General features: G+C 46.4%; 26 protein-coding genes, 2 pseudogenes and 1 riboswitch. Of the genes and pseudogenes, 19 read left to right on the top strand and 9 right to left on the bottom strand.

Going from position 1 to position 26395, the window contains the following annotated elements; all coding sequences use genetic code 11:
* Positions 1–52: 52 nt before the first annotated feature.
* The 3 genes from ACINLD_RS14235 to aspA form a co-directional block, all read right to left on the bottom strand.
* A complete protein-coding gene (locus tag ACINLD_RS14235) occupies positions 53–1333 on the bottom strand; it encodes an Nramp family divalent metal transporter (protein WP_026585966.1) in 1281 nt (426 codons plus the stop codon).
* Positions 1334–1504: 171 nt separating this feature from the next.
* Positions 1505–1771 carry a GlsB/YeaQ/YmgE family stress response membrane protein gene (locus ACINLD_RS14240; RefSeq protein WP_026585967.1) on the bottom strand — a complete coding sequence of 89 codons (267 nt, stop codon included), beginning with the start codon at positions 1769–1771 and terminating at the stop codon, positions 1505–1507.
* Positions 1772–1866: 95 nt separating this feature from the next.
* Positions 1867–3288, bottom strand: a complete 1422-nt coding sequence (aspA, locus tag ACINLD_RS14245) for an aspartate ammonia-lyase (protein WP_026585968.1) — start codon at positions 3286–3288, stop codon at positions 1867–1869.
* Between the two features lie 306 nt (positions 3289–3594).
* On the opposite strand from aspA, the gene ACINLD_RS14250 reads away from it, so the two are divergent.
* Entirely contained in the window at positions 3595–4806 is a 1212-nt protein-coding gene (locus ACINLD_RS14250; RefSeq protein WP_026585969.1) for a macrolide family glycosyltransferase, read from the top strand.
* An 82-nt stretch (positions 4807–4888) separates the two neighbouring features.
* On the opposite strand, the gene ACINLD_RS14255 is transcribed toward ACINLD_RS14250, so the two are convergent.
* On the bottom strand, positions 4889–5074 hold the full coding sequence (locus ACINLD_RS14255; RefSeq protein ID WP_142246053.1) for a hypothetical protein: 186 nt from the start codon (positions 5072–5074) through the stop codon (positions 4889–4891).
* Between the two features lie 65 nt (positions 5075–5139).
* Between ACINLD_RS14255 and ACINLD_RS14260 the strand changes: the two genes are divergently transcribed.
* Entirely contained in the window at positions 5140–5964 is an 825-nt protein-coding gene (locus tag ACINLD_RS14260) for an EcsC family protein (RefSeq protein WP_372708726.1), read from the top strand.
* A gap of 154 nt (positions 5965–6118) precedes the next feature.
* Complete coding sequence (locus tag ACINLD_RS14265) at positions 6119–6832, top strand: Type 1 glutamine amidotransferase-like domain-containing protein (protein WP_409444862.1); 714 nt, start codon at positions 6119–6121, stop codon at positions 6830–6832.
* An 82-nt stretch (positions 6833–6914) separates the two neighbouring features.
* Here the strand turns inward: ACINLD_RS14265 and ACINLD_RS14270 are convergent, their stop codons facing one another.
* Positions 6915–8216, bottom strand: a complete 1302-nt coding sequence (locus ACINLD_RS14270; RefSeq protein ID WP_026585972.1) for a Na+/H+ antiporter NhaC family protein — start codon at positions 8214–8216, stop codon at positions 6915–6917.
* A 142-nt stretch (positions 8217–8358) separates the two neighbouring features.
* Between ACINLD_RS14270 and ACINLD_RS14275 the strand changes: the two are divergent.
* From ACINLD_RS14275 to ACINLD_RS14315, 9 genes and pseudogenes are all read left to right on the top strand, one after another.
* A pseudogene (locus tag ACINLD_RS14275) lies at positions 8359–8688 on the top strand (cupin domain-containing protein); the annotation flags it as partial.
* A 21-nt stretch (positions 8689–8709) separates the two neighbouring features.
* Positions 8710–9057: pseudogene (locus ACINLD_RS14280) on the top strand (DUF4937 domain-containing protein); the annotation flags it as partial.
* Between the two features lie 100 nt (positions 9058–9157).
* A complete protein-coding gene (gsiB, locus tag ACINLD_RS14285) occupies positions 9158–9598 on the top strand; it encodes a glucose starvation-inducible protein GsiB (protein ID WP_077735683.1) in 441 nt (146 codons plus the stop codon).
* A gap of 227 nt (positions 9599–9825) precedes the next feature.
* Complete coding sequence (locus ACINLD_RS14290) at positions 9826–10857, top strand: AI-2E family transporter (protein WP_026585975.1); 1032 nt, start codon at positions 9826–9828, stop codon at positions 10855–10857.
* A 71-nt stretch (positions 10858–10928) separates the two neighbouring features.
* Positions 10929–11068: riboswitch (cyclic di-AMP (ydaO/yuaA leader) on the top strand.
* 73 nt (positions 11069–11141) lie between these two features.
* Positions 11142–12386, top strand: a complete 1245-nt coding sequence (locus ACINLD_RS14295) for a dicarboxylate/amino acid:cation symporter (RefSeq protein WP_026585976.1) — start codon at positions 11142–11144, stop codon at positions 12384–12386.
* Positions 12387–12461: 75 nt separating this feature from the next.
* Complete coding sequence (locus ACINLD_RS14300; RefSeq protein WP_409444863.1) at positions 12462–13388, top strand: ABC transporter ATP-binding protein; 927 nt, start codon at positions 12462–12464, stop codon at positions 13386–13388.
* Positions 13381–14148 carry an ABC transporter permease gene (locus tag ACINLD_RS14305; RefSeq protein WP_409444864.1) on the top strand — a complete coding sequence of 256 codons (768 nt, stop codon included), beginning with the start codon at positions 13381–13383 and terminating at the stop codon, positions 14146–14148. Before ACINLD_RS14300 ends, ACINLD_RS14305 begins: the two co-directional genes overlap by 8 nt.
* 123 nt (positions 14149–14271) lie before the next feature.
* Positions 14272–14610: a hypothetical protein gene (locus tag ACINLD_RS14310; protein WP_077735681.1), complete on the top strand. Its 339-nt coding sequence runs from the start codon at positions 14272–14274 to the stop codon at positions 14608–14610.
* Positions 14611–14719: 109 nt separating this feature from the next.
* Positions 14720–15886 carry an acyl-CoA dehydrogenase family protein gene (locus ACINLD_RS14315; RefSeq protein ID WP_256860216.1) on the top strand — a complete coding sequence of 389 codons (1167 nt, stop codon included), beginning with the start codon at positions 14720–14722 and terminating at the stop codon, positions 15884–15886.
* A gap of 42 nt (positions 15887–15928) precedes the next feature.
* Here ACINLD_RS14315 and fbpB read toward each other — a convergent pair whose 3' ends face one another.
* The 3 genes from fbpB to ACINLD_RS14330 form a co-directional block, all read right to left on the bottom strand.
* On the bottom strand, positions 15929–16084 hold the full coding sequence (gene fbpB / locus ACINLD_RS14320; RefSeq protein ID WP_026585981.1) for a Fur-regulated basic protein FbpB: 156 nt from the start codon (positions 16082–16084) through the stop codon (positions 15929–15931).
* Positions 16085–16086: 2 nt separating this feature from the next.
* The gene (locus tag ACINLD_RS14325) at positions 16087–16245 is read right to left on the bottom strand and encodes a Fur-regulated basic protein FbpA (RefSeq protein ID WP_035427860.1); all 159 of its coding nucleotides are present in this window, start codon (positions 16243–16245) and stop codon (positions 16087–16089) included.
* Positions 16246–16656: 411 nt separating this feature from the next.
* Positions 16657–16977: a thioredoxin family protein gene (locus ACINLD_RS14330; protein ID WP_026585983.1), complete on the bottom strand. Its 321-nt coding sequence runs from the start codon at positions 16975–16977 to the stop codon at positions 16657–16659.
* 160 nt (positions 16978–17137) lie between these two features.
* Here ACINLD_RS14330 and ACINLD_RS14335 point away from each other — a divergent pair, with 160 nt between their 5' ends.
* The 6 genes from ACINLD_RS14335 to ACINLD_RS14360 all read left to right on the top strand — a co-directional run bounded on the left by ACINLD_RS14335 (position 17138) and on the right by ACINLD_RS14360 (position 24426).
* Positions 17138–18223, top strand: a complete 1086-nt coding sequence (locus ACINLD_RS14335) for a D-alanine--D-alanine ligase (protein WP_026585984.1) — start codon at positions 17138–17140, stop codon at positions 18221–18223.
* Between the two features lie 150 nt (positions 18224–18373).
* On the top strand, positions 18374–19744 hold the full coding sequence (murF, locus tag ACINLD_RS14340; RefSeq protein WP_026585985.1) for a UDP-N-acetylmuramoyl-tripeptide--D-alanyl-D-alanine ligase: 1371 nt from the start codon (positions 18374–18376) through the stop codon (positions 19742–19744).
* Positions 19745–19803: 59 nt separating this feature from the next.
* Positions 19804–20496: an alpha/beta hydrolase gene (locus ACINLD_RS14345; RefSeq protein ID WP_077735678.1), complete on the top strand. Its 693-nt coding sequence runs from the start codon at positions 19804–19806 to the stop codon at positions 20494–20496.
* Between the two features lie 393 nt (positions 20497–20889).
* Positions 20890–22359 carry a degradosome RNA helicase CshA gene (gene cshA, locus ACINLD_RS14350; protein WP_026585987.1) on the top strand — a complete coding sequence of 490 codons (1470 nt, stop codon included), beginning with the start codon at positions 20890–20892 and terminating at the stop codon, positions 22357–22359.
* A gap of 110 nt (positions 22360–22469) precedes the next feature.
* Positions 22470–22949: a PH domain-containing protein gene (locus ACINLD_RS14355; RefSeq protein ID WP_026585988.1), complete on the top strand. Its 480-nt coding sequence runs from the start codon at positions 22470–22472 to the stop codon at positions 22947–22949.
* Entirely contained in the window at positions 22939–24426 is a 1488-nt protein-coding gene (locus ACINLD_RS14360) for a PH domain-containing protein (RefSeq protein ID WP_026585989.1), read from the top strand. The genes ACINLD_RS14355 and ACINLD_RS14360 overlap by 11 nt, the downstream gene beginning before the upstream one ends.
* Here ACINLD_RS14360 and ACINLD_RS14365 read toward each other — a convergent pair.
* Positions 24420–25019, bottom strand: a complete 600-nt coding sequence (locus ACINLD_RS14365) for a rhomboid family intramembrane serine protease (RefSeq protein ID WP_026585990.1) — start codon at positions 25017–25019, stop codon at positions 24420–24422. The genes ACINLD_RS14360 and ACINLD_RS14365 overlap by 7 nt on opposite strands.
* Positions 25020–25295: 276 nt before the next feature.
* Between ACINLD_RS14365 and ACINLD_RS14370 the strand changes: the two genes are divergently transcribed.
* On the top strand, positions 25296–26312 hold the full coding sequence (locus tag ACINLD_RS14370; RefSeq protein WP_142246052.1) for a LolA family protein: 1017 nt from the start codon (positions 25296–25298) through the stop codon (positions 26310–26312).
* The last annotated feature ends 83 nt before the right edge of the window (positions 26313–26395 follow it).

Consider the following 26395-nt stretch of genomic DNA (forward strand, 5'->3'; position numbering starts at 1 on the left):
GAATCCTCCTTTTCTCCAGTATAAAGAAAAAAGCCGACCGAAGTCAGCTTTTTTAACCGGTAAATGTATCAAAAATGAGAAACACGTTAAGTCCGACGATCAGAACAGCAATGATCCATGATACGGCTGTCACCCATGCGGCGTTTTTAAGGCTTCCCATGATCCGCTTATTGCTTGTAAATAGAATAAGCGGAATGAGAGCGAAGGCGATTCCGAACGACAGGACGACCTGGCTTAACACGAGGGCGGTTGTCGGGTTGACGCCTGAAGCAATGATGGCAATCGGCGGCAAAATCGTGATAAATCGTCTTAAATAAAGCGGAATTCGAAAATTGATGAATCCTTGCATAATAATATCTCCCGAAAGTGTTCCGACAGATGAACTGGATAAGCCTGCCGTCAAAAGTCCGATGCCGAACAACACGGCTGACAGCGGACTGACCATTGTGCTGAAATGGCTGAAGGCGACATCCAGATCCTCGACAAAAATCCCGTTTTTGAAAAACAATGCGGCGGCAACGATCAGCATGCTCGCATTGATCGCTCCGGCAATCAGCATGGCGATCAAAATATCGATAAATTCAAACCGGAATATTTTTTTCTTTTCAGCATCCGTTTTTCCAACCACCCTTCTTTGGGTGAGAGCGGAGTGCAAGTAAATGGCGTGCGGCATAACCGTTGCTCCGAGGATCCCCGCCGCCAGAAGAATGCTGTCGGTTCCGTCAAAGCGAGGGACAAACATGCCCTCCAAAACCGATCCAATGTCAGGCTTTGCAAAAAAAGTCTGAAAGGCAAAGGCGATCACGACGATAAACAGCATTCCTGTAATCGCCGCTTCGAGCGGGCGGACGCCGCGCCGTTGCAGCTCCAGGATCGCGAATGATCCAGCCGCTGCAATGAGCGATGCTTCAAGAAGCGGAATGCCGAACAATAGATAAAGGCCGAGAGCCGCTCCGATAAATTCGGCAAGGTCTGTCGCGATGACGACGAGCTCTCCCTGAATCCAAAGGCCGACCGACACCGGTTTTGGGAATTCCTCCCTTGCAACCTCGGGAAGATTTTTGCCCGTTGCAATGCCGAGCTTGGCGGACAGCGACTGTATAAGCAGCGCCATAATATTCGAAAAAAGAATAACCCATAAAAGCAAATATCCGTACTTGGAACCTGCAGCAATGTTTGTGGCAAAGTTGCCGGGATCGATATAGGCGATGGCAGCTATAAAAGCCGGCCCCAGAAAAGGAAGGAGCCTTTTGAAACCTTTGCTTTTTCCATCTAGTGCGTCTTGAGCTTCTTTTGATATTTGTGCGTGTCTGGACATATCTTGACTGACCATATGATTCACCTAGATTCTCGTTGTTTTTTCCTTGTACATAAAAGTTTCCTTAATGCAAATTCCATATTCATCATATGCCCTGACATTATGAATTGTCAACCATAAGATGCGTAGTTTATACAAGCCAAACAAAAACCAGCACCGCTCCCTGCGATGCTGGCTGCCTCTGTCCTATGCTTCAGACCGCGAACCTGTTCTTCCCCGGAACAGAAGATTCAAAATAAAGACGAGGATTGCGGCTCCGATGATAGCCGGAAAAATGGCGAATCCAGCAATGTCAGGCCCCCACGTTCCGAACAGCCCGTGACCGATCCAGGCTCCGACAAAGCCGACAACCATGGAGCCGATCCATCCGCCGGGAGCGCCGCTGCCTCCGATTGCACCTCCGATCAAACCGATGACAATTGCAACAATTAAAGAAACGAGAAATCCCAACATTGTCATTCCACCCTCTTTCAATTGTTTTATATTGAATGTTTAGCCTTCCTGAAGCACTGCTAAACACGTAAAAACATATCGGGTGAAACGAATGGCTACTCCTCGAGCAGCGAGGCGCCGGCTATGCCGGGATGTGTCATCTCGTAAGGATCGAGAATCAGATCAAGCTCCTCTTCTGTCAGCACATCATGCAGCAAACAAAGTTCGCGAACCGATTGTCCTGTCGCAATCGCTTCTTTTGCGATTCTTGCCGCTGCTTCATATCCGAGATGGGGGTTGACGGCGGTAATGACGCCGACGCTTTTTTCCACGAATTCCTTCAGCCTGATTTCATTTGCTTCGATTCCTTTGATACAGTAATCGGTAAAGACGCGGAAGCCGTTGTTCATGATTTTGATCGACTGCAGCAGGTTGAAAACAAGGACGGGTTCCATCACGTTTAATTCAAGCTGTCCCGCTTCTGAAGCAAGGCAGATCGTATGATCATTGCCGATGACCTGGAATGCGATCTGGTTCATCACCTCAGGCATGACAGGGTTCACTTTACCCGGCATGATCGAAGAGCCGGGCTGGCGCGGCGGCAGCCGGATTTCCGCAAGACCCGCTCTCGGACCTGAAGCCATTAAGCGGATATCGTTGGCGATTTTGGACATGTTCATCATCCCGACTTTAAGGGCGGCGGACACTTCTGTGTAGGCATCGGTGTTCTGGGTGGCGTCAACAAGATGGTCCGCTCCTTTCAGCTGATAGCCGCTGATTTCTGACAGGTGCTCGACGACGCTTTTGATATATCTTGGGTCGGCGTTTAAGCCTGTGCCGACTGCGGTCGCTCCCATATTGACTTCATACAAATGGTGCCGGGACTGTTTAATTCGCTCGATGTCTCTTTCAATCACGCGCGAATAGGCTTCAAACTCCTGTCCGAGCCGGATCGGAACCGCGTCTTGAAGATGGGTCCGTCCCATTTTGATGACGGAATCAAATTCAGCCGCTTTTTGTCGGAATGCGTCAAGCATATCCTCCATCGTCCCTAAAAGCTTTTTGATATGATTCAATGTCGCCAGGTGAATCGCCGTCGGAAAAACGTCATTCGTTGACTGCGCCATGTTGACATGTGTGTTTGGACTTAAATGAAAATAGTCGCCTTTGTCTCTTCCTAAAAGCTCCAATCCTCTATTCGCGATCACCTCGTTGGTGTTCATGTTCATTGAGGTCCCGGCTCCGCCTTGAATGGGATCGACGATAAAATGATCGTGCCAGAGGCCGTCCATGATTTCACCGGCCGCCTTGATGATGACCTCGCCGAGATCTTTATACAGCCGCTTGATTTCCATGTTGGAGAGAGCGGCCGCTTTTTTGACCATAGCCAAAGCTTTAATCAGCTCTTCATCGATCTGATAGCCGGTGATCGGAAAATTTTCAACGGCTCTCATCGTCTGTACCCCGTAATAAGCATCAGCCGGAACTTCTTTTTCTCCTAGAAAGTCTTTTTCAATCCGGGTTGTTTTCGTTTCCATGGATAAGCCCCTCCGTGTGTTGTTTCTTATCATGTAGTGTGTCACGATCCGCCGCATTTTAATTTGCAGTAAAAAAAGTAAATTCGGCTCCCTAAAGCAGGTTGTCAAGTAATAAAAAGCCTGTTTTCAATAATCGAATCCGATCATTTGTATGACGAAAAATTTTCAAGGAAAGATATACAAAAACAGACAAATGGTCATATGGTTATGTTTGTGTATTATTCACTTCATTAAATTTCTTTACGGTTAAGCGTTTTTGTAGTAAAGTTCATAATAAATTTTGGAAGCAGGAAAGGAAGTACTGTGATGGGAAATGTACTGATGATTAATTTTCCAGGGGAGGGTCATATCAACCCCTCTATAGGTGTAACGAAAGAATTGCAAAGCCGTGGTGAAAAGGTCGTCTATTATGCAGTCGAAGAATACGCGGAAAAAATAAAAAAAACAGGGGCCGAAGTTCGTTTATATCCCGATTTTAGAGATGATTTATCCTTCGGGAGAAGCAGAACCGGTGATGAGAAAATGGACTTTGCCGAAATCGGTTTAAACATGGCAAAAAAGGCGGATGAAATCGTTCAGCTCATATACCGGGAAGTCAAAGATGAGCAATATGATTATGTCATTTTCGATCATCACTTTTTGGCAGGAAAAATCATTGCCGAAATGATGGGGCTGCCTTGTATTTCATTGTGCACGACGTTTGCCATGGATGAAGAACTGATCCATTCCTTTGGCAAAACGCATCAAACCGGTCTTGAAAACTCGCCTTGCTTAGAACAACTTCAGCAGTTTCTCTTGGAATTAAGTGACCGGTATCCTGTCAGCCTGAGCCAGCCGTTTGATGTCTTTTCATGCCCCGGAGACATCACAATCGTTTTCACTTCAAGGGAATTTCAGCCTCATGCTGAAAGGTTTGGAGAGGACTACTTGTTCGTCGGCCCGTCTGTCACGAGCCGCCACGACCCGGGCAGCTTCCCGATGCATGAACTCGAGGGCGAGACCGTCATCGTCATCTCAATGGGGACGATCTTCAATCGGCAAAAAGAGATTTACAATATGTGCATTGATGCCTTGCAAGACTTTGACGGAAAAGTGGTTATGTCAATCGGCAGACATACGAATCCGGATGAGCTGAACGACATCCCAGACCATTTTATCGTCAAGCCTTATATTCCGCAGCTGGAGCTTTTGAAAACCGCTGATTTGTTCGTTACACACGGCGGAATGAACAGCACAAATGAAGGGCTTTACTTTGATACACCGCTTATTGTCATCCCGATGGGAGGTGATCAGTTCTTCGTCGCCAGCCAGGTGGAAAGAGCAGGCGCCGGCGTTAAACTGGACAAAACAGAGCTCACATCAGAGGTTTTGCGGGAAAAGGTGAAAGAAGTGCTTGAAAACCGCTCCTATGCTGACAGCGCCGCCGACATCGGCAAATCGCTCCGAAGCGCCGGGGGCTACAAAAGGGCTGCTGATGCTATTTTTGAACTGGTGCATGAAACAGTGGAAAAGGGATAAAACTTCCCTTTTCCTTTTTTTCGTTTTGCAGACTGTTGGGTTTCCTGCATGGGGCATTGTGTTCATCACGGCATCCCGGCTTTCAATCCGGCGCAGTCTGCCAACCTTCCAATCCAAGCCCATTCAGGCGTCTCAACCAATTTTCCTTTTCCCATCCTTGAAGATGCTTCTCTACCCCGATACCTTTACACATTGATTGTTCAGTGATGTCATCATCATTTTGATTCCACCAATTCTCCGATGTTATTTGTTCAGGCGGTTTTGCCAAAAACGAGGATTCCTGAGGCGAATCATTGTATACTAAAACAAAACAACAAGGAGGACAGAATTCTCTTGGAGAAGACAGAGCTGGAAGAACAGTTGAAAATCATAGAAAAATGGGAAAAAGAACAGCAGAAAGTATGGTTTTGGGAAAGAATCGGCCGGCTTCCGTTTAAAGTGCTGGATAAGCTGACACCGGCTTTTATTCAAGACAAAATCGGCCTTTTGCTGGATGAAATCGGCGGTTTTATTCAAAACGGCGGTCAGTATTTGACGTCTGAAAAACATCTGATCCGCAAGTTTCAAAAAGAGCTTCCGAACGAAACGATGGAAACGATCGCTGATGTGCAAAAGGCGCCTTTAGCGGTGATGGACCAAATTTGCGAAGAGCTTGGCAAAAACAGAGCGAACACCGCGGCCGTGCAAGGGGCGACAACTGGTGTGGGCGGCCTTTTCACACTAGCGATCGATATTCCCGCCATCCTCGGCCTTTCTTTGAAAACCTTGCAGGATATCGCGGTGTCTTACGGCTATGATCCGAAAGAAAAGACAGAGCGGATGTTTATCATCAAATGCCTGCAGCTGAGTTCTGCCGATATCGTCGGAAAAAAAGCGATCATTCAAGAACTCAGCCAATATCATCGCAGCCCGGATGAACGCCAAAACATGATCTCACAAATTCAAGGCTGGCGGGAAGTTGTCTATACATACCGCGATTCCTTCGGCTGGAAAAAGCTTTTTCAAATGGTGCCCATCGCCGGTATTCTGTTTGGCGCGATCACGAACCGTTCGATGATGAACGGTGTGGCGGAAACAGGCATGATGATGTATAAAAAACGGAGAATATTGGAGCGGCTGGAGGATATCGAGAAAGAACCGGAAAGATTGGGGGAATAGTTGAGGCGCTGAAACAATAGAGGTTCCGGTCATCTGAAAATAAATATATTCCTTTGGCAAACGTGCATCGCTATATATGCGGTGCTCTTTTTTGCAAGATTTAAAAAATGCATCCAGTTCATTTGCGAATGAACAGACTGGAAGGAATGAGGGAATGAGGCAGATTATTGCGATGGGCGGCGGCGGTTTTTCTATGGAGCCGGAAAACCTTTTATTAGATCAATATATTTTAGCTCAAGTCAAACACGATTTACCAAAGGTATGTTTTGTTCCAACAGCCAGCGGTGACCAAACAAATGATATTGAAAGGTTTTATAAGGCGTTTCACACGCTGCCTTGCGAGCCGTCACACTTATCTTTATTTGAACCGCAATTTAAAGAATTGGAGAAATATGTTGTTGAAAAAGATGTGATATATGTCGGCGGGGGAAGTACGAGGAATATGCTTGTTTTGTGGAAGGAATGGGGATTAGATGACGTTTTGCAAAAGGCATATGAAAAAGGGGTTGTACTTGCTGGATTGAGTGCGGGTTCAATTTGCTGGTTTGAAGAAGGAATAACTGACCCGTTGAATGCGCCTTTATATAAGCTCGATGGTCTAGGCTTTCTGAAGGGAAGCCATTGTCCTCATTATGATGGAGAGAGCAAAAGGAAGCCTTCATACCACAAGTTCATCTTGGAAGGAAAAATAAAAGAAGGCTATGCAGTCGATGACGGTGCGGCTGTGCACTTTATCAATGAAACACTGGCTGCTTCTGTCAGTTCCAGGGCAAATGCAAAGTCATACAAAGTCAAATGTGCAAATGGTGAAATCAGTGAAACAGAGATTCGTACAAAGCGCTTAGGTGTTTGCAGAGGTCAAGTATAAGTGAGGGCTCGACGTCTGCGGCATTTTTTAAAGTTGAGCAAAATAAAACTGGGCCCTCTTAATGAGGGCCCAGGATGCGGGTTTAGATTTCCTTTTTCTGACGTTCTGTAAACCTTGGAAAACCGAACAAAATCGCGGCAATCCCGCAAATGCCGATCAAAATCGGATAGAAGGAGTAAGGGAGAATACTGATCGGCGATATTTTGGCGATTTGCGCCGCTGACAGCATTTGCGCGCCGTATGGAATCAGCCCTTGGATGACGCATGAAAAGATATCAAGGATGCTCGCTGATTTCCGGCTGTCAATTCCGTATTGGTCTGATAAATCCTTAGCAAGCGGACCGGCCGTGATGATCGCAATCGTATTATTGGCCGTGGCCAGGTTGGCGGTGCTGACGAGCCCCGCAATTCCGGCTTCAGCTCCTTTTTTCGAACGGACTCTGCGGGAAACAAACTCAAGCAGGAAGGCGATGCCGCCGTTTCGTTTCATCATTTCCGCCATTCCGCCGATCAGAAGAGACAGAATGATCAATTCGGACATCCCGCCGATTCCTTCCGTTATCGCCTGCAGGTAGGAGTGAAGAGTCAGGCTGCCGTCGGAAATGCCGATTACACCGGATAAGACGATTCCGCCAAGGATGACGGCCATCACATTAAAACCGAGAAGCGCAAAAATTAAAACGCCGAGATACGGCAGTACCTTGATCAAGCTGTAAGTCCCTGCCTGTGATACAGGGTGTCCTCCCGATGAGAAAATCATCAGCAGAATGATCGTTACAATCGCTGCGGGCAGCACGATCAAGAAATTCGTTTTGAATTTGTCCGACATTTTTGTTTTTTGTGTGCGGACGGCGGCAATCGTTGTATCAGAAATAAATGACAAGTTATCTCCAAACATGGCGCCGCCGACAACGGCAGCAACCGAAAATGCCGGGGAAACCCCGATTTCAGCGCTGATCCCGGCGCTGATCGGAGCGAGCGCCGCTATCGTGCCGGTTGATGTACCCATTGAAACGGAGATGAAAGCGGCAATGATAAATAAGCCGGCAACCAAAAACTGCCCGGGCACAAGGGAAAGAGCCAGATTCACCGTTGACTCTACAGCCCCCATCGCTTTTGCGACAGAAGAAAACGCCCCCGCCAAAATAAAAATCATCACCATAATCATGATATCGGGATGTCCCGCTCCTGTTGCGAACCACTCGGTCTTGCGGCTGAGCGGCTCCTTTCGGTTCATGGCGAGCGAAACAACCGCCGCGGCAAGAGCGGCTACCAAAATCGGCAGGCTGTAAAAGTCGCCCGTGACAAGCCCTGAGCCGACAAATAAGCAGACAAATAAAAATAGCGGCAAAAGCCCGGAAGCTTTTGCGTTTTGTTTTTGCATATCACGTACACCTCTTCTATTGCTATAACCGTTTTTTCACCAATATTCAACACTTTAAAAGGCGAAAGGCCAAAAGTCAAATGGTAAAATTAGTTCGGGAGAAAATGAATCAAAAAGAGGGGGAAGTCAAATGGACTTTCGAATGGGATCGAAAATGAATATGGCTGAAATGACAAAGGAAATCGGGGAAAAACACGCTAATTTCATCGTCTCTGAAGTGAACGACCATTGCCTGCGGGCCGCAGTCCTGGAGGGAGACTACATATGGCACTTCCACCCGGATTCGGATGAACTGTTTATGGTGATCGAGGGCGAGCTTTTAATCGACTTCAAGGACCGCGGCACAGAAGTGCTGAAGCCGAACGATTCTCTTCTTATACCGCGAGGCGTGATTCACAGGACGCGAGCTGAAAAAAGAACGGTTAATCTTTGCATCGAAAAAACAAACGCGGAAACCGTCATGTTGAATGAAGGCAATGTGTTAAAGCTCATCCGGTGCAAACCGGCCGGACAGGATAAACGCCCGTTCAGTGAGGCTCAGGCGAAATGGACCCCGGTTAAGGACATCAATGGCCTGATTAGACAATGGGGCGGATGGCGGGAGTCTGAATCCGGCCCGGAAGCCGTCGTGATGGCGCTTTGGAAAACAAAACGGGATTATTTGGATTTTATGAGGAACGATCACGATCTGATCTATGAAAACACGAATCAGCAAGACACGTTTGCATCAAGTGTTATTCGCCTTCTTGAAGATCCGGGTGAGATAAGCCGCGCGCTCGAAAAGTATAGCGCGGAGCTTGTCTTTGAACCGGAATGGACGGTCAACGGCACGAGGGTCTAGGACGAGCGGCCGCAGATTTTCGGGAATGTGCTGTTTTTGTTTATTCTTTTTAAGGTGTGGAATGTAAAAACCATAACACTTTATAAAGGAGGAAAACAAAATGGCAAACAATAACGAAAACAACAAAATGAGCAGGGAAGAAGCAGGCAGAAAAGGCGGAAAGACGACTAGCCAAAACCACGATCAGGAATTTTACCAGGAGATCGGCCAAAAAGGCGGAGAGGCGACAAGCGAAAATCACGATAAAGAATTCTACCAGGAGATCGGCCAAAAAGGCGGAGAGGCGACAAGCGAAAACCATGATCAGGAATTCTACCAGGAGATCGGTCAAAAAGGCGGAGAGGCGACAAGCGAAAACCATGATCAGGAATTCTACCAGGAGATCGGTCAAAAAGGCGGAGAGGCGACAAAACGCAACCATGACAAAGAATTCTATCAAGAAATCGGTGAAAAAGGCGGAGAAAAAACGAGTCAAAATCATGACAAGGAGTTCTACCGGGAAATTGGCGAAAAAGGCGGACGCCAAAGAAGAAGCGGATAATCCTAATCAAGAAAAGGGAGGGCTTTACAGAAGCTCCTCTCTTTTATTATGCTTCACCATACAGTGTCCTTCATTGTCTAAATTAAAATATGATAAATTATTGATCCGGAAAAGAGATTTCCGCGTTGTTTTGTTATATAATTTCAAATGATACTCTAATTGTAATTATGAAACTTTGAATATGCTAAAAAAGTTAAGGACTAAAGTACTGGTGGGAGTGTACTCGAATGGCAGCGTTGTTTAAATTTTTTCAGCACCCTGGGGTCAGGCGTTTTTTTGTTTTTGTTGTTTTGGCGGGCGTTTTATATATGTTCCGAAGCATGATGAATCTGATTTTGCTCACATTTATTTTTACGTTTTTAATGAACCGTTTGGAAAGTGTGATCAGCAGCTTTTTAAATCGTTTTATAAAGGTCAGCCAGAAACTGATCGTATCCTGTTTATATGCGGCTCTTGCCATCGGGCTTTCAATTGGCGGGGTCATGTATTATCCCGTGATCGTCATACAGATTCAGCAGCTTATTAAACAAGGAAAATATATCGCGTCACACCCTGACAGTATTCCTTTTCTTGATATGTTCACAAATATCTTCGGCGATTTCAACCTGACACACTATATGGAAAAAGGACTGAACTTTATCTATACATACATTACGGATATCGGCACCTTCGGCTTGCAAGTGCTGATGTCGTTAATTCTCAGTATGTTCTTCCTGATTGAAAAAGATAAAGTGATGAGCTTGATGAATAAATTTAAAACGAGCAAGGTCGCCGTTTTTTATGAGGAAATCGCGTTTTTTGGAAAAAAATTCACGAGAACGTTCGGCAAAGTGCTGGAAGCGCAATTCATCATTGCGACGATTAATTGTGCGCTGACGACAATCGCTCTCGGGATTATGGGGTTTCCCCAGCTTTTCGGCCTGGCGGTCATGGTGTTTTTCCTCGGACTGGTTCCTGTCGCCGGTGTTGTGATTTCCCTCATTCCGCTGAGCATCATTGCATACAGCATTGGAGGGATCGCCTATATCGTCTCACTGGTGCTGGTCATTATGATTGTCCACGCGATCGAAACTTATTTTTTGAATCCGAAATTGATGTCTGCAAAGACAGAGCTGCCCATTTTCTTTACGTTTATCGTGCTGATTTTCTCCGAACATTTTATTGGGATTTGGGGTCTGATCATTGGGATTCCGATATTTGTCTTTTTACTGGATATACTTGATGTTACAAATAAGGAAGAAAACCGAACCGCGAAATAGCATATATTTGTAAATTCGAAAAGGTGGTTTACATATTTCGAATTTTCAGGTATAACTGTTATATAACGATATAAAGCCACACGTTTAATCCTTTTGTAGGAGTGGGGGACCCGATCATTTGGGGTGAATTTTTTAGTTCAAAGGAACTGAAAGACGGACATCTCTTCGTCCGAACCCGTCAGCTAACCTCATCAACGTGAAGAGAGTCATGTGGAACCAATTGAAATGGTAAAAGCCCGTGGGAGATCTCTCATGGGCTTTTTTTAGAAAGGGGAGGCATCAATATGAAGTTAGCTACAAAGATTATCATCGGTTTGTTGCTCGGTGCGGCGGTCGGCATTTTGTTGAATGTCACGTCACCGGATTTGTTCAGCAAGCTTAATACATTTTTATTCGGGCCGCTTGGCACGATCTTTTTAAATCTGATTAAAATGCTTGTCGTTCCGATTGTTTTCTTCTCTCTCACTTTAGGGGTAGCAGGACTCGGAGATCCGAAAAAACTGGGGAGAATCGGAGCGAAGACGATTGGGTACTTTTTGACGACGACTGCGGTCGCCATCATCATCGGACTTATTTTGGCATTGGTCATTCAGCCTGGTAAAATTGGAACTTACGACACAAGCGGTGCGGAATATTCGGCAGAGAAAGCGCCGAGCGTTGCTGAAACGCTCTTGAATATCATTCCGACAAACCCTGTTCAGGCAATGGCTGAAGGGAATATGCTGCAAATTATCGCATTCTCCATTTTAGTCGGGCTCGGGATTACGATGCTTGGAAAAAAAGCGGACGCCCTTCTGAAAGTGGTCGAACAGGGGAATGACTTGATGATGTTCCTTGTCAACTTTGTCATGAAGTTCGCGCCTTACGGAACGTTCGGCTTGATCGCGGGTGCAATCGGAAGCCAAGGTTGGGATGCGATCAAAGCGATGGGGCTTTATATGATTGTCGTTGTGCTTGCCCTGTTCATTCATGCGATCGTCACATACGGATCAACGGTTGCTTTAATCGCAAAACGAAATCCGATTACATTCTTTAAAGATTTTTCAGAAGTCATGATTGTGGCATTCAGTACGTCAAGCAGTAACGCGACACTGCCTGTTTCCATGGACGTCGCCCAAAGAAAGCTGAAGGTTCCTGAGCCGATCTCGAGCTTTGTTCAGCCGCTCGGCGCTACGATCAACATGGATGGAACGGCGATCATGCAAGGGGTGGCGACAGTCTTTATCGCTCAAGTGTACGGTGTGGATCTGACTTTGACCCAGCTGTTGACAGTTGTTCTGACAGCGGTGCTTGCAAGCATTGGTACGGCGGGGGTTCCCGGCGTCGGATTGATCCTTCTGGCGATGGTTCTGCAAACGGTTGGTCTTCCTGTTGAAGGAATTGCCCTAATATTGGGAATTGACAGATTGTTGGACATGATTCGGACTGCTGTCAATACAACAGGGGATGCGGCCTGCGCTGTCATTGTCACCGAGACGGAGAAAAAACACGGCAAAATCGAGGCGCCTCATACAGAAGTGTCCATGTAAATCAAACATGCTATAATCAAACAGTGCCTGTTTTTAGGCACTGTTTATTTTTTGGGGGAAAAAGAGGAGGAAGCCATGACAAAGCATCCTGTTTTACATATAGAAAGCGTCAGCAAAAATATGGACGGCCGAAAGATACTGCATGATATCCACTTAAAAGCGTATGCCGGGGAAATCATCGGTTTGCTCGGTCCGAACGGCTCGGGAAAAACGACGCTCATCAAATTGATCACCGGTTTGATCAAAAAAAAGAGCGGCTCAATTATCATCAACGGTTTTCCGATTGACCGCCAATTTGAAAAAGCGATTCAAGCCGTCGGGGCGATCGTGGAAAACCCCGAATTTTATCCGTACCTATCAGGCTATGAAAATCTGAAACATTATGCCAACATGCATGCCGGCATCACTCGAGAAAGGTTGGCGGAAGTCGCCGCCAGGGTCGGGCTTGAAGCTGCGATTGATGATAAAGTGAGAACCTACTCGCTCGGAATGAAGCAGCGCCTCGGAATTGCCCAGGCGATTCTCCACAGGCCGAAGCTGTTGATTTTGGATGAACCGACAAACGGATTGGATCCGGCGGGAATGAAGGATTTTCGCGAACATTTGCGGGAGCTTGCACAGGCGGAGGGAACGGCTATCCTGTTTGCCACTCACCTGCTCAAAGAAGTTGAAGATCTCTGCGACCGGGTTGTCATCCTGCAAAAAGGAAAGATCAAATCGGAAGTCGGCTTGAGGAATACCGACGAAAAGCAGGAAAAAGCGCTTTTCGAAGTTGAGCCGCAGCAAAAAGCGCTGCAATGGCTGACAGAACATGGGTTTGAAGCGCGTTCCGAAAAAGGACGGCTGGCCGTCAAAGTCGCGAAAGCGCAAATACCGGCTGTGAATCAAAAGCTTGTCGAAAACGGGATCGACGTCTATTCGATCGCTCCGTTTAAGCACTCCCTTGAGGATGAATATATGGCGCTGACGAATGGAATGGAAGAGGGGAATACCAATGTTTAAACTGATTCAAAATGAGCATGTCAAACTGCTGAAGAGAAAGGTGACATTCGTTGCGCTGGCGCTGACTGTGGCGCTGCAGTTCCTGCTTGCACTGGTGACCAAAAGGATACTGATGGGCGCGGGAACCGATGACCATTTCATCGGCTATTTCTCATTTGCCCCAAACCTCAATATTCTGCTGCGGGTACTCTCAATTGCCGTGGCCGCTTCGATCATCTCTTTTGAATACGATAAAAAAACGATCAAATTTTTGCTGATCCGCCCTGTCAGCAGGGAGAAAATATTGATTTCCAAATTTTTGACGAGCGTGATGGCAAGCATTTGGCTTTATATCATCTACTACGGATTTTCCTTGCTGTTCGGCCTGATCTTTTTTGGTGTGAAGCTTGATGAAAAAGCTGGAACACTGTTTTTGAATACGCTCCAGCTGATCGGATCAGAGTGGCTGGAAGTATTGTTAATGGTCTCGTTCGCGTTTTTCTGTTCGGCATTGTTTAGAAGCAGCGCGCTCAGCATCATGGTTTCGATCGTCGTTCTGTACGGAGCGAAAGCGCTCGTGACGATCATGTCCTATTTGGAAAATCCGCTGGGGAAATTTTTGCTGTTTGCCAACACTGATTTTACCCAATACGCGGAACACGCCAAACCGCTTTTCAGCGGGATGACACCCTTTTTTTCGATCGGCATCATCCTCGTTCACTTCGCATTTTTTCTCGGTGCGGCATGGTGGAGTTTTTGCAGGCGGGACATGAAGGTGTAAAAGTTATTTGTCAAAAGTGTGACGAAAGGAATGACATTTTTGTGAAAGATGTTGCATTTACCGACTAAATTTCCTATTTTCCTTTATAATTTGAACGATAAGGGAATGGGGGATGAGACATCTATGAGAAAATTGATAACGGTGCTGCCGATTATCTTATTGTTGTCATTTTCATTCGTATCTTTTGCATTTCATTTCAGTCATCTTGTCTATTTTAGACTTGCACTTGGGTTGTTTTCGCTTGCAGGTTTGTTGATGTTGTATAAATTAAAAAAACGCGTTTTGCTGTTCATGGCCTATCTGTATGCTAGCTGGATCGCACTGGCCGGCATCGCCGCTTATGAAGAACCGCTTTTTTCCAACTTCTTCTTCGGCGGCCTGGTGATGACGATGGGTTATTTAACATACATGTTGATTTATCTCAGCATGAAGGAAGACGGACGGGACGGCCAGACCGTTTAAAGGAAAAAGTACACACTCATTTGAGTGCGTGCTTTTTTTGTATGATAATGGTTATTGGTTGCACATCCAGTTTTATCAATCTATAATACTTATTAAACTTATCGGAATTATGTCAGGAGGGTGCCGTGTGGGCTCAGTATTTGTAAAAAATGAAAAACAGCAGGAATGGCTTAGTAAAATCGGAAAGCTTGCCGATGAATTTGCGAAAACGTCGGCCTATTATGATGAACATGCTCTGTTTCCGACAGAACATATTCAAAAGCTCCGTGATTCAGGCTATACGGCTTTGACTGTCGGCAAAGACTACGGAGGAGAAGGCATTTCGCTTTATGATATGCTGCTGTTTCAGGAAAGGCTGGCAAAAGGGGACGGACCGACGGCTCTCAGCATCGGCTGGCACTTGAGCGTCATGGGTGAGCTGGCGGAAGGAAACAGCTGGGGTCGTGAAGTGTTCACAATGGTTTCTGAAGAAGCGCTGAAGGGTGCGCTTGTCAACAGAGCGGCCAGCGAAGCGCAGACAGGCAGTCCGACAAGAGGCGGCCGTCCGGGAACGAATGCGGTCAGAAAAGAAAGCGGCTGGGTTGTCAGCGGCAGGAAAACCTTTACGACAATGTCTCCTGTTCTTGATTATTTTCTTGTCACCGCCTGGATTGAAGAAAAACAAACGGTCGGCGTCTTTTTGATTCATAAGGACACAGAAGGCGTAACGATCGAAGAAACATGGGATATGATCGCGATGAGAGGAACCGGGAGCCATGATCTCGTCCTGACTGATGTCTTTTTGGACGATTCCATGCTTGTGGAACTGCAGACGAACAAAAGAACGGATAAACTCAACGGCTGGCTTTTGCACATACCGGCCGTCTACCTTGGCATCGCGCAAGCAGCGAGAGACTATGCCGTCCAATTTGCGGAGGATTATACGCCAAACAGTCTAAAAGGACCGATTAAAGAAGTGCCCGCAGTTCAGCGGCATATCGGTGAAATGGATCTGGAACTGATGAAGGCGCGCCATTTTTTGTATCATGTCGCAGAACTTTACGATGACCCTAAACGCCGAGGCTTATTGACGGGGGAACTTGGAGCTGTCAAACACGCGGCGACAAACACGGCGATTGCTGTCGTAGACAAGGCGATGCGGGTTGTCGGAGCGAAAAGCCTTGCAAGAACAAACCCGCTTCAAAGATACTACCGCGACGTTCGGGCCGGCCTTCACAACCCGCCGATGGATGATGCGACAATCAGCAGGCTTGCCGGACTCGCATTTAGTGAATAAGGGTTTGCTTTAAAAAAGCCGGACTTAAAAAGTCCGGCTCTTTTATGCTTGCTTGTCTTTGGAAACAGAAAGGATGCTGTTTTCATGTCTGCGGTCGATTTTTTCATAAATCATATCCATTTGTTTAGGACTGTGGATGATTTCCTTCTTGTATTCTTCGACAAGCTGATGATAAGGTTTTATTTTTCGCTTTGTCATGATTATCCGCCTTTCTTTAATGATCGGTATTCGCTTTCAAGCTCGCTTAAAGTCAATTCATAAAGATGGCGTTCTTCTTTTTTGTATATACCAAGCTGGATTAACCGCTGTATTAACTGTTTTTTTCTTGATTCCACTGCTTCTGCTAATTGAGGAGCCATACATATTCACCTCATATTCTTAATCGATATTGATAATCATTATCAATTAATATTATACAAAACAAGATCGCCTTCTGTAAAGGGACATCCGTTAAAGAATATTGAAGAAGGTTGCAAAATATGAATGATTATCCAATTAGAAGGCAAAAAAAAGAAGCCGACATGGGCTTCACAACTAGAAAAAATAATTGCAAAATAGGAACAAAAATCATTCTACCCGAATATAAAAAGCGAATCAAGAATTTTTTGCGACATTTCGACAAAGTGCGTTTCCCGGGAAATACTAGATGTCGAATCGGGAGTCGGGCCGAATCTGTTGAAACAATTTTGGCATCTCTTCCGTCTTTTTTAAAGGGAAAGGACATGGGCTTTCCCATGTCCACAAGACATAAAATGCGGATATCATACGAATTAGCTTATGTGTTCTGATAAAAATTCGTTCACTTCTTCAGGCGTCTTGGCGTTTGCGCTGTGAAGGTGGCCTGTTTTTTCTCCGTTTTTGAAGATTAAAAGGCTCGGAATGCCCATGACTTGATATTTGTCGGCAAGCTCCGGAAGATCATCTTTGTTCAGTTCATACCAGTCATTGTCCTGATAAGCGTCAAGGATGTCGCCGATGAACATGTTCATGCGGGTGCAGTCAGGACACCAGTCGGCGAAAAACTTCACGATGATTTCTTTATCGGATTGGATCAGTTCATTAAATTGTGCTTCAGTTGTGATTTTTTTCAATTGCAACCTCTCCTTTTCAATGCCATTGTAATATAAAATGAAAAGGATTTACATATAAAAGCTTTTTTCTTAGGCTGCTCATGTATGTCTAAAATTATTAGATCATTTTCCCCGGAAAGTGATAAGATAGTAAAGATGAATCCAGTGGGGGGAGTACGAATTGAAGACAAGATTAGGATTGGTATACGGCGGGAAATCAGCGGAGCATAACGTTTCCCTGCAAACCGCACTAGCCGTCACGAAAGCGTTGGATACTGAAAAATTTGATATACATCCGATTTATATAACTGAACAAGGCGAATGGGTCAGGGGGCCGCAGCTGACAGAGCCTGTGTCAAACGTTAAAATGCTGCAGTTCGAGCAGACGGGCCGGACGTTCTCGCCTGCCCTTTTAAACCGCGACATGTTTCCGGGGCAGTCTGATGCCAAAGAAGAATCTGTCGATGTTGTGTTTCCGCTTTTGCACGGACCGAATGGAGAAGACGGCACCATTCAAGGCATGCTGGAACTGCTGAATGTTCCTTACGTCGGAAATGGGGTTTTGGCTTCTTCTGCTGGTATGGATAAAGTGGTCATGAAGCACCTGTTTGCACAAGCGGGGCTTGATCAGGCGAAATACGCTTCCTTTGTGAAAAAAAGCTGGAATGAAGCGAAGGAAGAGAGCTATGATCAGGTTGAAGAGAAGCTGGGCTATCCGTGCTTTGTCAAACCGGCAAACCTCGGGTCAAGCGTCGGCATCAGCAAATGCCGGAACCGTGACGAGCTTGATAAAGCTTTTGAGCTTGCTTTTCAATATGACCGGAAAATCGTTGTTGAGGAAGGTGTGATCGGCCGCGAAATTGAAATCGGCGTTCTCGGAAATGATGATCCGGCTTGTTCAGTCGCGGGCGAAATCGCTCCGAAGAAAGACTTTTACGACTACAAAGCAAAATATGAAGACGGTGACACCGATTTGATCATCCCGGCTTCTTTAACAGAAGATGAATATGAAACAATCAGCGCCATGGCGGTTAAAGCTTTTCAGGCGATTGACGGTTCAGGCCTTGTCAGAGCCGACTTCTTCTTGACAAATGAAGGGAAGGTGCTGATCAATGAGGTCAATACGATGCCCGGATTTACACCGTTCAGCATGTTTCCGCTCTTATGGAAGCAAGCAGGAGTCGACTATGCTGAATTGATCGAAAAGCTCGTCGCTTTGGCGATCGAGCGCCATGAAGAAAAACAGCAGATTAAACATACTTTTTAAACGGGTGCAGCCGGCAATCCGGCAGCTCCAAGACCAAAATCCGGCATGGGGTTTGAAAGGTGCGGACCGCGGTTTCGCTTCCTGAAATCTTTAGACACTATCTGTTCTGATAGTGTCTCTTTTCCTTGCTGGAGAAAGAGAGGGAAGAAGATGATAAAAAGAACGGTAAAAGAAATGGCTGAAATGGCGGGAGGCCGCCTGCTCGATGAAAATTTCGGCGGAAGGCTCGTCAAAGGCGTCTCAACAGATTCAAGAAAGCTGGCGACAGACCAGTTGTTTATTCCGCTGACAGGTGAGCGATTCAACGGCCACGCTTTTGTAGAACAGGCCTTTCGCGAGGGTGTTGCCGCGGTTTTGTGGAACCGAAGCGAACCGAATCCGCCGGAAGGAAAAGCGGTCATCATCGTCGATGATACGCTCGAAGCACTGCAAAACCTCGCCAAAGCGTACCGCCATCAGCTTGATGTCAAAGTGGTCGGCGTAACCGGCTCAAACGGGAAAACGACAACGAAGGATATGATTCATGCCGTTTTGGGAACGGAGTATAAAGTGCATAAAACAGAAGGAAATTATAACAATCATATCGGTTTGCCGCTTACGATACTGGCGATGCCGGAAGATACGGAAATCGCCGTTCTCGAGATGGGGATGAGCGCCAAAGGAGAAATCGATTTTCTGACCCGCCTGGCGCGACCGGATATTGCCGTCATCACCAACATCGGTGAATCGCATCTCCTTGAACTCGGATCAAGGGAAGCGATCGCCGAAGCAAAGCTTGAGATCGTCAACGGTCTTTCAAATGAAGGCACATTGATTTATATCGGTGATGAGCCGCTTCTGTCCGATCAGCTTAAACAAACTCCGTACCATACAAAGACGTTTGGCGAGGGTGCGGCTTTGGATTATCAGCTGGAGGATGTCAACCAGTCGGAAGAAGGAACTGCTTTCCGCGTCAGAGGCATTGAAACCCGCTTTTTTATACCTGTTCTCGGCAAGCACAATGTCAAAAACGCGCTGGCGGCCATTGCGGCAGGGGACTTGTTGAAAGTCAGCCGCCCGCACATTGCCGAAGGGCTGACAAAGCTGAAGGTCACGGGGATGCGGCTTGAGCTCGTGAAAACGAAGGCCGGCGTTGCCGTCATTAATGATGCCTACAATGCAAGCCCGACATCGATGAAAGCAGCGATTGAGCTGGTGGAGCAAATGAAGGGCTACGGCAAAAAAATGCTCGTTCTTGGCGATATGCTTGAGCTTGGCGAAGGGGAAAAAGTTTTTCACGAAGAAATCGGGAAAGCGATTCACCCGGAAGCGGTCGACTTTGTATTTGCATACGGAGACCTCGGGGCATATATTGCCAAAGGAGCAATGAAGCATTTTCCTGAGCACCGCGTCTTCCATTTTGGCAAAGAGGATAAAGACAGTCTCAAGGAAGCGCTGAAAGCAAAAGCGAACGCCGGAGACTTAATTCTTGTCAAAGCGTCAAGAGGGATGCGGCTTGAGGAAACGATAAAAGACTTGTAAGGGAGTCAGAAAGTCGTTTGAAGATATGATAAACAGGAAAAAGAAACGGGTGAAAAGTCATGATCGGATGTTTATGCATTCATGGTTTTACCGGAGCTCCGTACGAGGTTGAACCGCTGGCTGCCCACTTAAAAAAAGCGACCGGCTGGCATGTTGAACTGATCACTCTGCCGGGACATGGAGATATGCCGGCTTTAAAAGGCGTCAGTTACCAGGAATGGATAGCCTGCGCTGAAGTTGAGCTCGTCCGTCTTCTTAAAACATGTGAAACCGTATGTTTAATCGGCTTTTCGATGGGCGGAATGATAGCCGCCTATTTGGCGGGAAAGTACCCTGTCAGCCGCCTCGTGCTTTTGAGCGCGGCTGCCCAATATATCAGCCCCGGACAGCTGATTCAGGATCTGAAGAATGTGATCAAGGATTCATTCCAAGGCAAGCTTGAGGATAATCTGCTGTACAAAAGGTACAAAGAAAAGCTGACAAGCACACCGGTTTCCTCGGCTCTCCAGTTTCGCAAGCTGGTCAAAGCGACAAAACCGGCTTTGAAAAACCTGCGCATCCCTGTGCTCATCGTCCAGGGGGAATGCGATGCCATCGTCCCTTTATCAAGCGCCTATTATTTGTATGAGACGATTCCTTCCGAGGAAAAAGAACTTTGCCTTTTGCCGGATTCCAAGCATCATGTCTGCCTTGAAGAAAACCCCGCATCCCTGTTTCAAACCGTGGAAACATTTCTCAAGCATGGGCTCTGATGGATTTAAAAAAATAAATAATTCCTTAAGATTTTGGAAAAACTATAACCCGTGGAGAGTAGGGTCGGGAAAAATAAATATCTAACCATATAAAGCCTGTGTTACAATGTGTAAAAGATGCTCCAAAGGCGATTTCTAAAATTCTTAAGCCGGGGCTCTGTTTTGCCGGGTTAGGACAGGCGGCAGGCCCTCTTGGCCGGCCCGGAAAAAAATGCCGCATGAGAGCACATCCCGTCGTCTCGTCTTGTTGAAAAACATATAACGGAATGGTAATATAACATGTAAAGTAATTCGGGCTTTGTATAAGTATGAACCTGTCCTTTATATAAAGGGCAGTTTTTATTGATGAAACACGACATTACTGAAACAGTAAGCAGAAGGAGTTTGAATACATTGACTATAACGTTTCAAGATTTCCAATTAAGTTCTGATCTCACTAAAGCGATTGAGCGTATGGGATTTGAAGAAGCAACACCGATTCAAGCGCAAACGATTCCGCTTGGCCTTGCAAATAAAGATGTCATCGGACAAGCGCAAACAGGAACAGGAAAAACGGCTGCATTTGGCATCCCCCTTGTTGAGAAAATCGACCCCGAGTCTCCTAACATTCAAGCCATTGTTATCGCACCTACTCGTGAATTAGCCATTCAAGTTTCTGAAGAGCTATACAAAATCGGAAAAGATAAGCGTGCACGAGTGCTGCCAATTTACGGAGGACAGGATATCGGCCGGCAAATTCGCGCACTTAAGAAAAATCCTCACATCATCGTCGGAACTCCGGGCCGTCTGATCGACCATATCAACCGCCGCACGATGCGCCTGCAAACGGTCAACACCGTTGTGCTTGACGAGGCGGATGAAATGCTGAACATGGGATTCATCGAGGATATCGAATCGATTCTTTCCAATGTGCCTGAAGACCATCAGACACTGCTGTTTTCCGCAACAATGCCGGCGCCGATTAAGCGGATTGCCGAGCGTTTTATGAACGAACCTGAGCACATTAAAGTAAAAGCAAAGGAAATGACGGTATCAAACATTCAGCAATTCTACCTTGAAGTGCATGAACGGAAAAAGTTTGATACACTGACGCGTCTGCTCGACATTCAGTCGCCTGAGCTTGCGATCGTATTCGGCCGCACGAAACGCCGTGTTGATGAACTGACGGAGGCGTTGAACCTGCGCGGCTATACGGCTGAAGGAATTCACGGAGATTTAACACAGGCAAAGCGGATGGTCGCCCTCCGCAAATTCAAGCAAGGCGCAATTGAAGTGCTTGTTGCAACAGACGTCGCCGCCCGCGGTTTGGACATTTCCGGTGTCACACACGTCTACAACTTCGATGTCCCTCAAGATCCGGAAAGCTATGTACACCGCATCGGAAGAACGGGACGCGCGGGTAAAACGGGTATGGCGATGACCTTCATCACACCGCGTGAAAAGGATATGCTGCGCGCCATCGAACAAACGACAAAACGCAAAATGGACCGGATGAAAGCGCCGACTCTTGACGAGGCGATTGAAGGACAACAGCAGGTGACTGTTGACCGCATCCGCACGATTATTGACGAAAACAATCTGAACTTCTATATGTCCGCGGCTGCGGAGCTGCTTGAAGACCATGATTCTGTCACGGTCGTGGCGGCTGCCATCAAAATGATGACAAAAGAGCCGGATAATACGCCTATTCGCTTAACAGAGGAGGCGCCGCTCAGAACGAAGCGGAACAAAAACAACCACCACCGTTCATCTAAGCGCAGAGACGGCGGCGGATACAGAGGAAAAGGAAAGAACAGCCGTTCATCCTATGATAAAAAGCGTTCTTCTAATGACAGACGCCAGAAAAAATCATATCATTCTTAATCAGAAGGCGGATCCTTTTAACGGATTCGCCTTTTTTAAAAGGTGCAAATGAGTGAAACATTTTCCGCTTGAAAAACGTACATAAGAATAAAGATTGGGGGAGTCAAATGTTGAGAAATGAACCGAAAAATCAAATCAGCCGTGATGGCGTAAAAGTATGGAGAATTTCCGCAATCATCACATCATTCATTTTATTTCTGACAGCCGCCGGTTTGACCGTGCTTTGCGTGGTTTTTCAGTGGCCTTTATGGATCGGGATTTTGGCAGGCGCCGTATGGCTGATCCTTTCCATTTTCACCATATGGATTATCCCGAATCTCCGCCACAAAATATGGCGCTATGAAGTCCATGAGAATGAAATTGATATTCAGCACGGGATTTTCGTCGTGACGCGCGTGATCGTGCCGATGGTCAGGGTTCAGCATGTTGATACATCACAAGGGCCGCTGCTGAGAAAATACAATCTCGCTTCAGTGCAAATTTCAACAGCGGCGACAACCCATTCAATCCCGGCTCTCGATATGGAAGAAGCCGATCAGCTCAGGGATTTCATCTCCCGTTTGGCAAGGGTGACAGAAGATGATGTCTGAACCGAAGCGTATGCACCCGGCAGCCATGATTCTCAATTTTTTTACCGGGCTTGTTGAAACCGTTAAGAATTATATCATTCCTTTTGGTGTGGCCTTTTTCTTAAATCAAAACCATCTTGTCAAAATGATAGCGATCGCTGCGGGTGTGCTGATTTTCCTTTTTTTGATTGCAAGCAGCATAATCAAATGGCGGAAATTCACCTATCGGATTGAGGAGGATGAACTGCGGATCGAGGAAGGTCTGATCACCAGAAAGAAAAGGTACATTCCGATTGAGCGCATTCAAACGATCAACACGAGCGCGGGTCTCATCCAGCAAATGTTTAAGCTTGTCAAGCTTCAGGTCGAAACGGCCGGTGACGGCAAAGAAGCGGAAGTGTCCCTTGTCGCCATCACACAGGAAGAAGCTGACAATATCCAGCAGGTTCTGTTTGACAGGAAGCGGGAAATAACAGGTATTGCAACAGGTGAAGCAGGACTGCAAAAAGAGGCTGTCGAGAAAGTGGAAGAAGCACCGCAGGCACCTGAGCTGACATATAAAATGAGCGGGCAGGAGCTTCTCGTCGCCGCCTCGACTTCAAGCGGCATCGGCGTGATCATTTCAGGGGTTTTCGCCTTTATTACTCAAATCGACGATGTTTTCAATTTGGACTGGCTGTATGAGCGTTTTTCTTTTTTGAACAGCGCCGGGGCCGCCGTCATCGGACTGGTCGTCTTCATCGGACTGGTCATCGCCTGGCTGCTCAGCGTCATCGGGATGCTTTTAAAATATGCGAATTTCACGATCGTGAGAAAAAACAAAGACATTATCATTTCCCGGGGGCTGATCGAAAAGCATCAAACGACCATTCCGCTGCAGCGTATTCAGGCGATTAAAATAAAAGAAAGCCTGATCAGGCAGCCGTTCGGCTATGCAACCGTCACAATCGTCAGCGCCGGCGGAAGCGCGATGGAAGAGGACAAATCAACCGTCTTGTTTCCGATCATCAAGAAAAAACAGATCAAAAAACATCTTTGTGATTTTCTTCCGGATTATGCTCCTGAAGAAGAATTGAACCGTTTGCCGAAGCGGTCGATGAGAAGGTATTTGCTGCGCGCGTCCTGGCCTGTTCTCGCGGTGATTCCCCTCAGCATATTTCTGTCGCCATGGGGGTATTTATCCATCCTGTTGATCCCTCTTTTTTGGATCATCGGCTACTTGGCTTACCGTGATGCCGGATGGAAAATCAGCGGTGACAGGCTGATCGTGTCCTCCCGCTTCATCAGCAGGACGACAGCCGTCGTCAAGCGCCGGCGCATGCAGGTTTTTGAGGTCAGCCGTTCGTTTTTTCAGCGCAGAAGAAAGCTTGTTTCCATTCATACATCAACAAAATCATCCATTTTAATGGAGAAGTTTTCTGTAGCTGATGTGGATCAGAAAGATTCGGAAGAGATTTTTGCTTGGTATTCCTATGAAAAAAGAGTGACCGGTCAATAGCCGCCACTCTTTTTTTTGACGAGCAGCGGTGAAAGCGCAAATCCGCCGATCAGGCCAAAAATGTGAGCCATGATGTTAATGTTTTGATTGATAAACGTCATCAAAACAGAAACGGCAAGAATGGTCACAATGATTTGCGAATTTTCTCTGCCCATCAGCTCTTTTTTAAACAGCGCGATGTATAAATAAACGCCGAACAAGCCGAAGATGGCTCCGGAAGCCCCGACATGCATATACTCAAGAGGCTCGATGAAAAAGGTGCCGATATTGCCGGCCACACCGGCTGCTAGATAAATGATGATGAATCTTAGCTTGCCCAGCATCCGCTCAAGTCCGGGAGCAAATAAAAACAGCGACATCGAGTTGAAGAGCAGGTGCGCAAAACCCCCGTGAATGAAAATCGGCGTTGCCAGCCGCCACCATTCGCCGTTGGCAATGCCCCAGTTAAATCCGATCAAGGCATCGGACCACATTTGCACACCGGGAAGAGGGATGATAAAAAGAATCCAGATGGCAAGCTGCAGGGCCAATATAGCGGTCGTCACCGGAAAAAGCCTGATAAACGTCTGAAAATTTTCTGTTCTGATAAACATGCCCAAGCCCCTTTACAATGATCTCGTACATCTATAGTAACACGTTTATGAGCGGGCGCCGGAAAAGTATGCCGATGAAACGAATTCAAAAGGTTGTCATGCTAGTCTGCATATTGTCTCACCCACCCTCATATATTGGGTAGTGCAATAAGGGAGACAAGTCGTTGCAGGCTTTTATGGTACGCATGCCGATCCTGGCCGGCCCCTGTTTTAAAGGCGTACCGTTAAAGTCGAACAAGCGGTTTCTTCCTTTTTACATCAATGATTAAAAAGGGGTTGAAAAAGGTGAGAAAAAGCTTTGTTTTGCTTTTAACGGGGCTGCTTGTCGTCTTTATGCTTTCTGCCTGCGGCCAAAAATCGCAAGAAGATGTTGTGACGGGGCTCGATAAGAAGGCAAAAGAATACACGTCCTATAAGGCAAAAGCAAAAATGACGATCGAAACGGGCAATGAACCGCAAGAGTATAATGTGGAGATCTGGCATAAAAAACCTTCTTTTTACCGGGTCTACTTGGAAAACCCGAAAAAAGACCAAAGCCAGGTGATTTTGCGAAATGAAAACGGCGTGTTTGTCTTGACGCCATCCTTGAACAAAAGCTTCCGTTTTCATAGCGATTGGCCAAACAACAGCAGCCAGGTCTATTTGTTTGAATCACTCGTAAAAGACATCAAAAACGATGGAGAAGCTTCCTTTTCAGCAAAGGACTCAAAGTATACTTTTGAAACGAAGACAAACTATCAGCATAATCAGATGCTCCCTACACAAGAAATCGTATTCAATAAGAAAAACATGGCCCCTCAATCGGTGAAGGTGATGGATACAGACCGAAAAACAATGGTAAAGGTTGAATTCACAAGCTTTGAATTTAATAAACCTTTTGATAAAGACTCTTTCGATGAAAAGAAAAATATGACGCTTTCTCAAATAGATGTGGCGACAAGCGCTGAGCCGTCGGACACATTCGCCGTCAAAACGCCGCTTGATGTACCGCAGGGCGCAAAAAAACTTGAAGAAAAGGAAATCACGACAGATGACGGCAAAAGAGTCATCATCACATACGGCGGAGAAAAATCGTTCACTTTAATCCAGGAAAAAGCCCGCGTCGCCAAAACTTCGACAGCGGTTACCATGAACGGTGAACCGGTCAACCTCGGATTTACAGTCGGTGTTTTAACAGACAAATCAGTTTCTTGGACATATGACGGAGTCGATTATTTCATCTCATCAGAGGACCTCTCCCAGGATGAGCTTCTGATGGTTGCCAAAAGCATGCAGGGTCAATCGTCCAAGTAACTGCAGCCCAAACAGCTTGTTCTTCGATAGACGGAAGAACAGGCTGTTTTTATTTTCAATCAATGTATGTTTTAAAGACTGCT

Source organism: Bacillus sp. z60-11, assembly GCF_046464135.1.
Taxonomy (GTDB): Bacteria; Bacillota; Bacilli; order Bacillales; family Bacillaceae; genus Bacillus; species Bacillus sonorensis_A.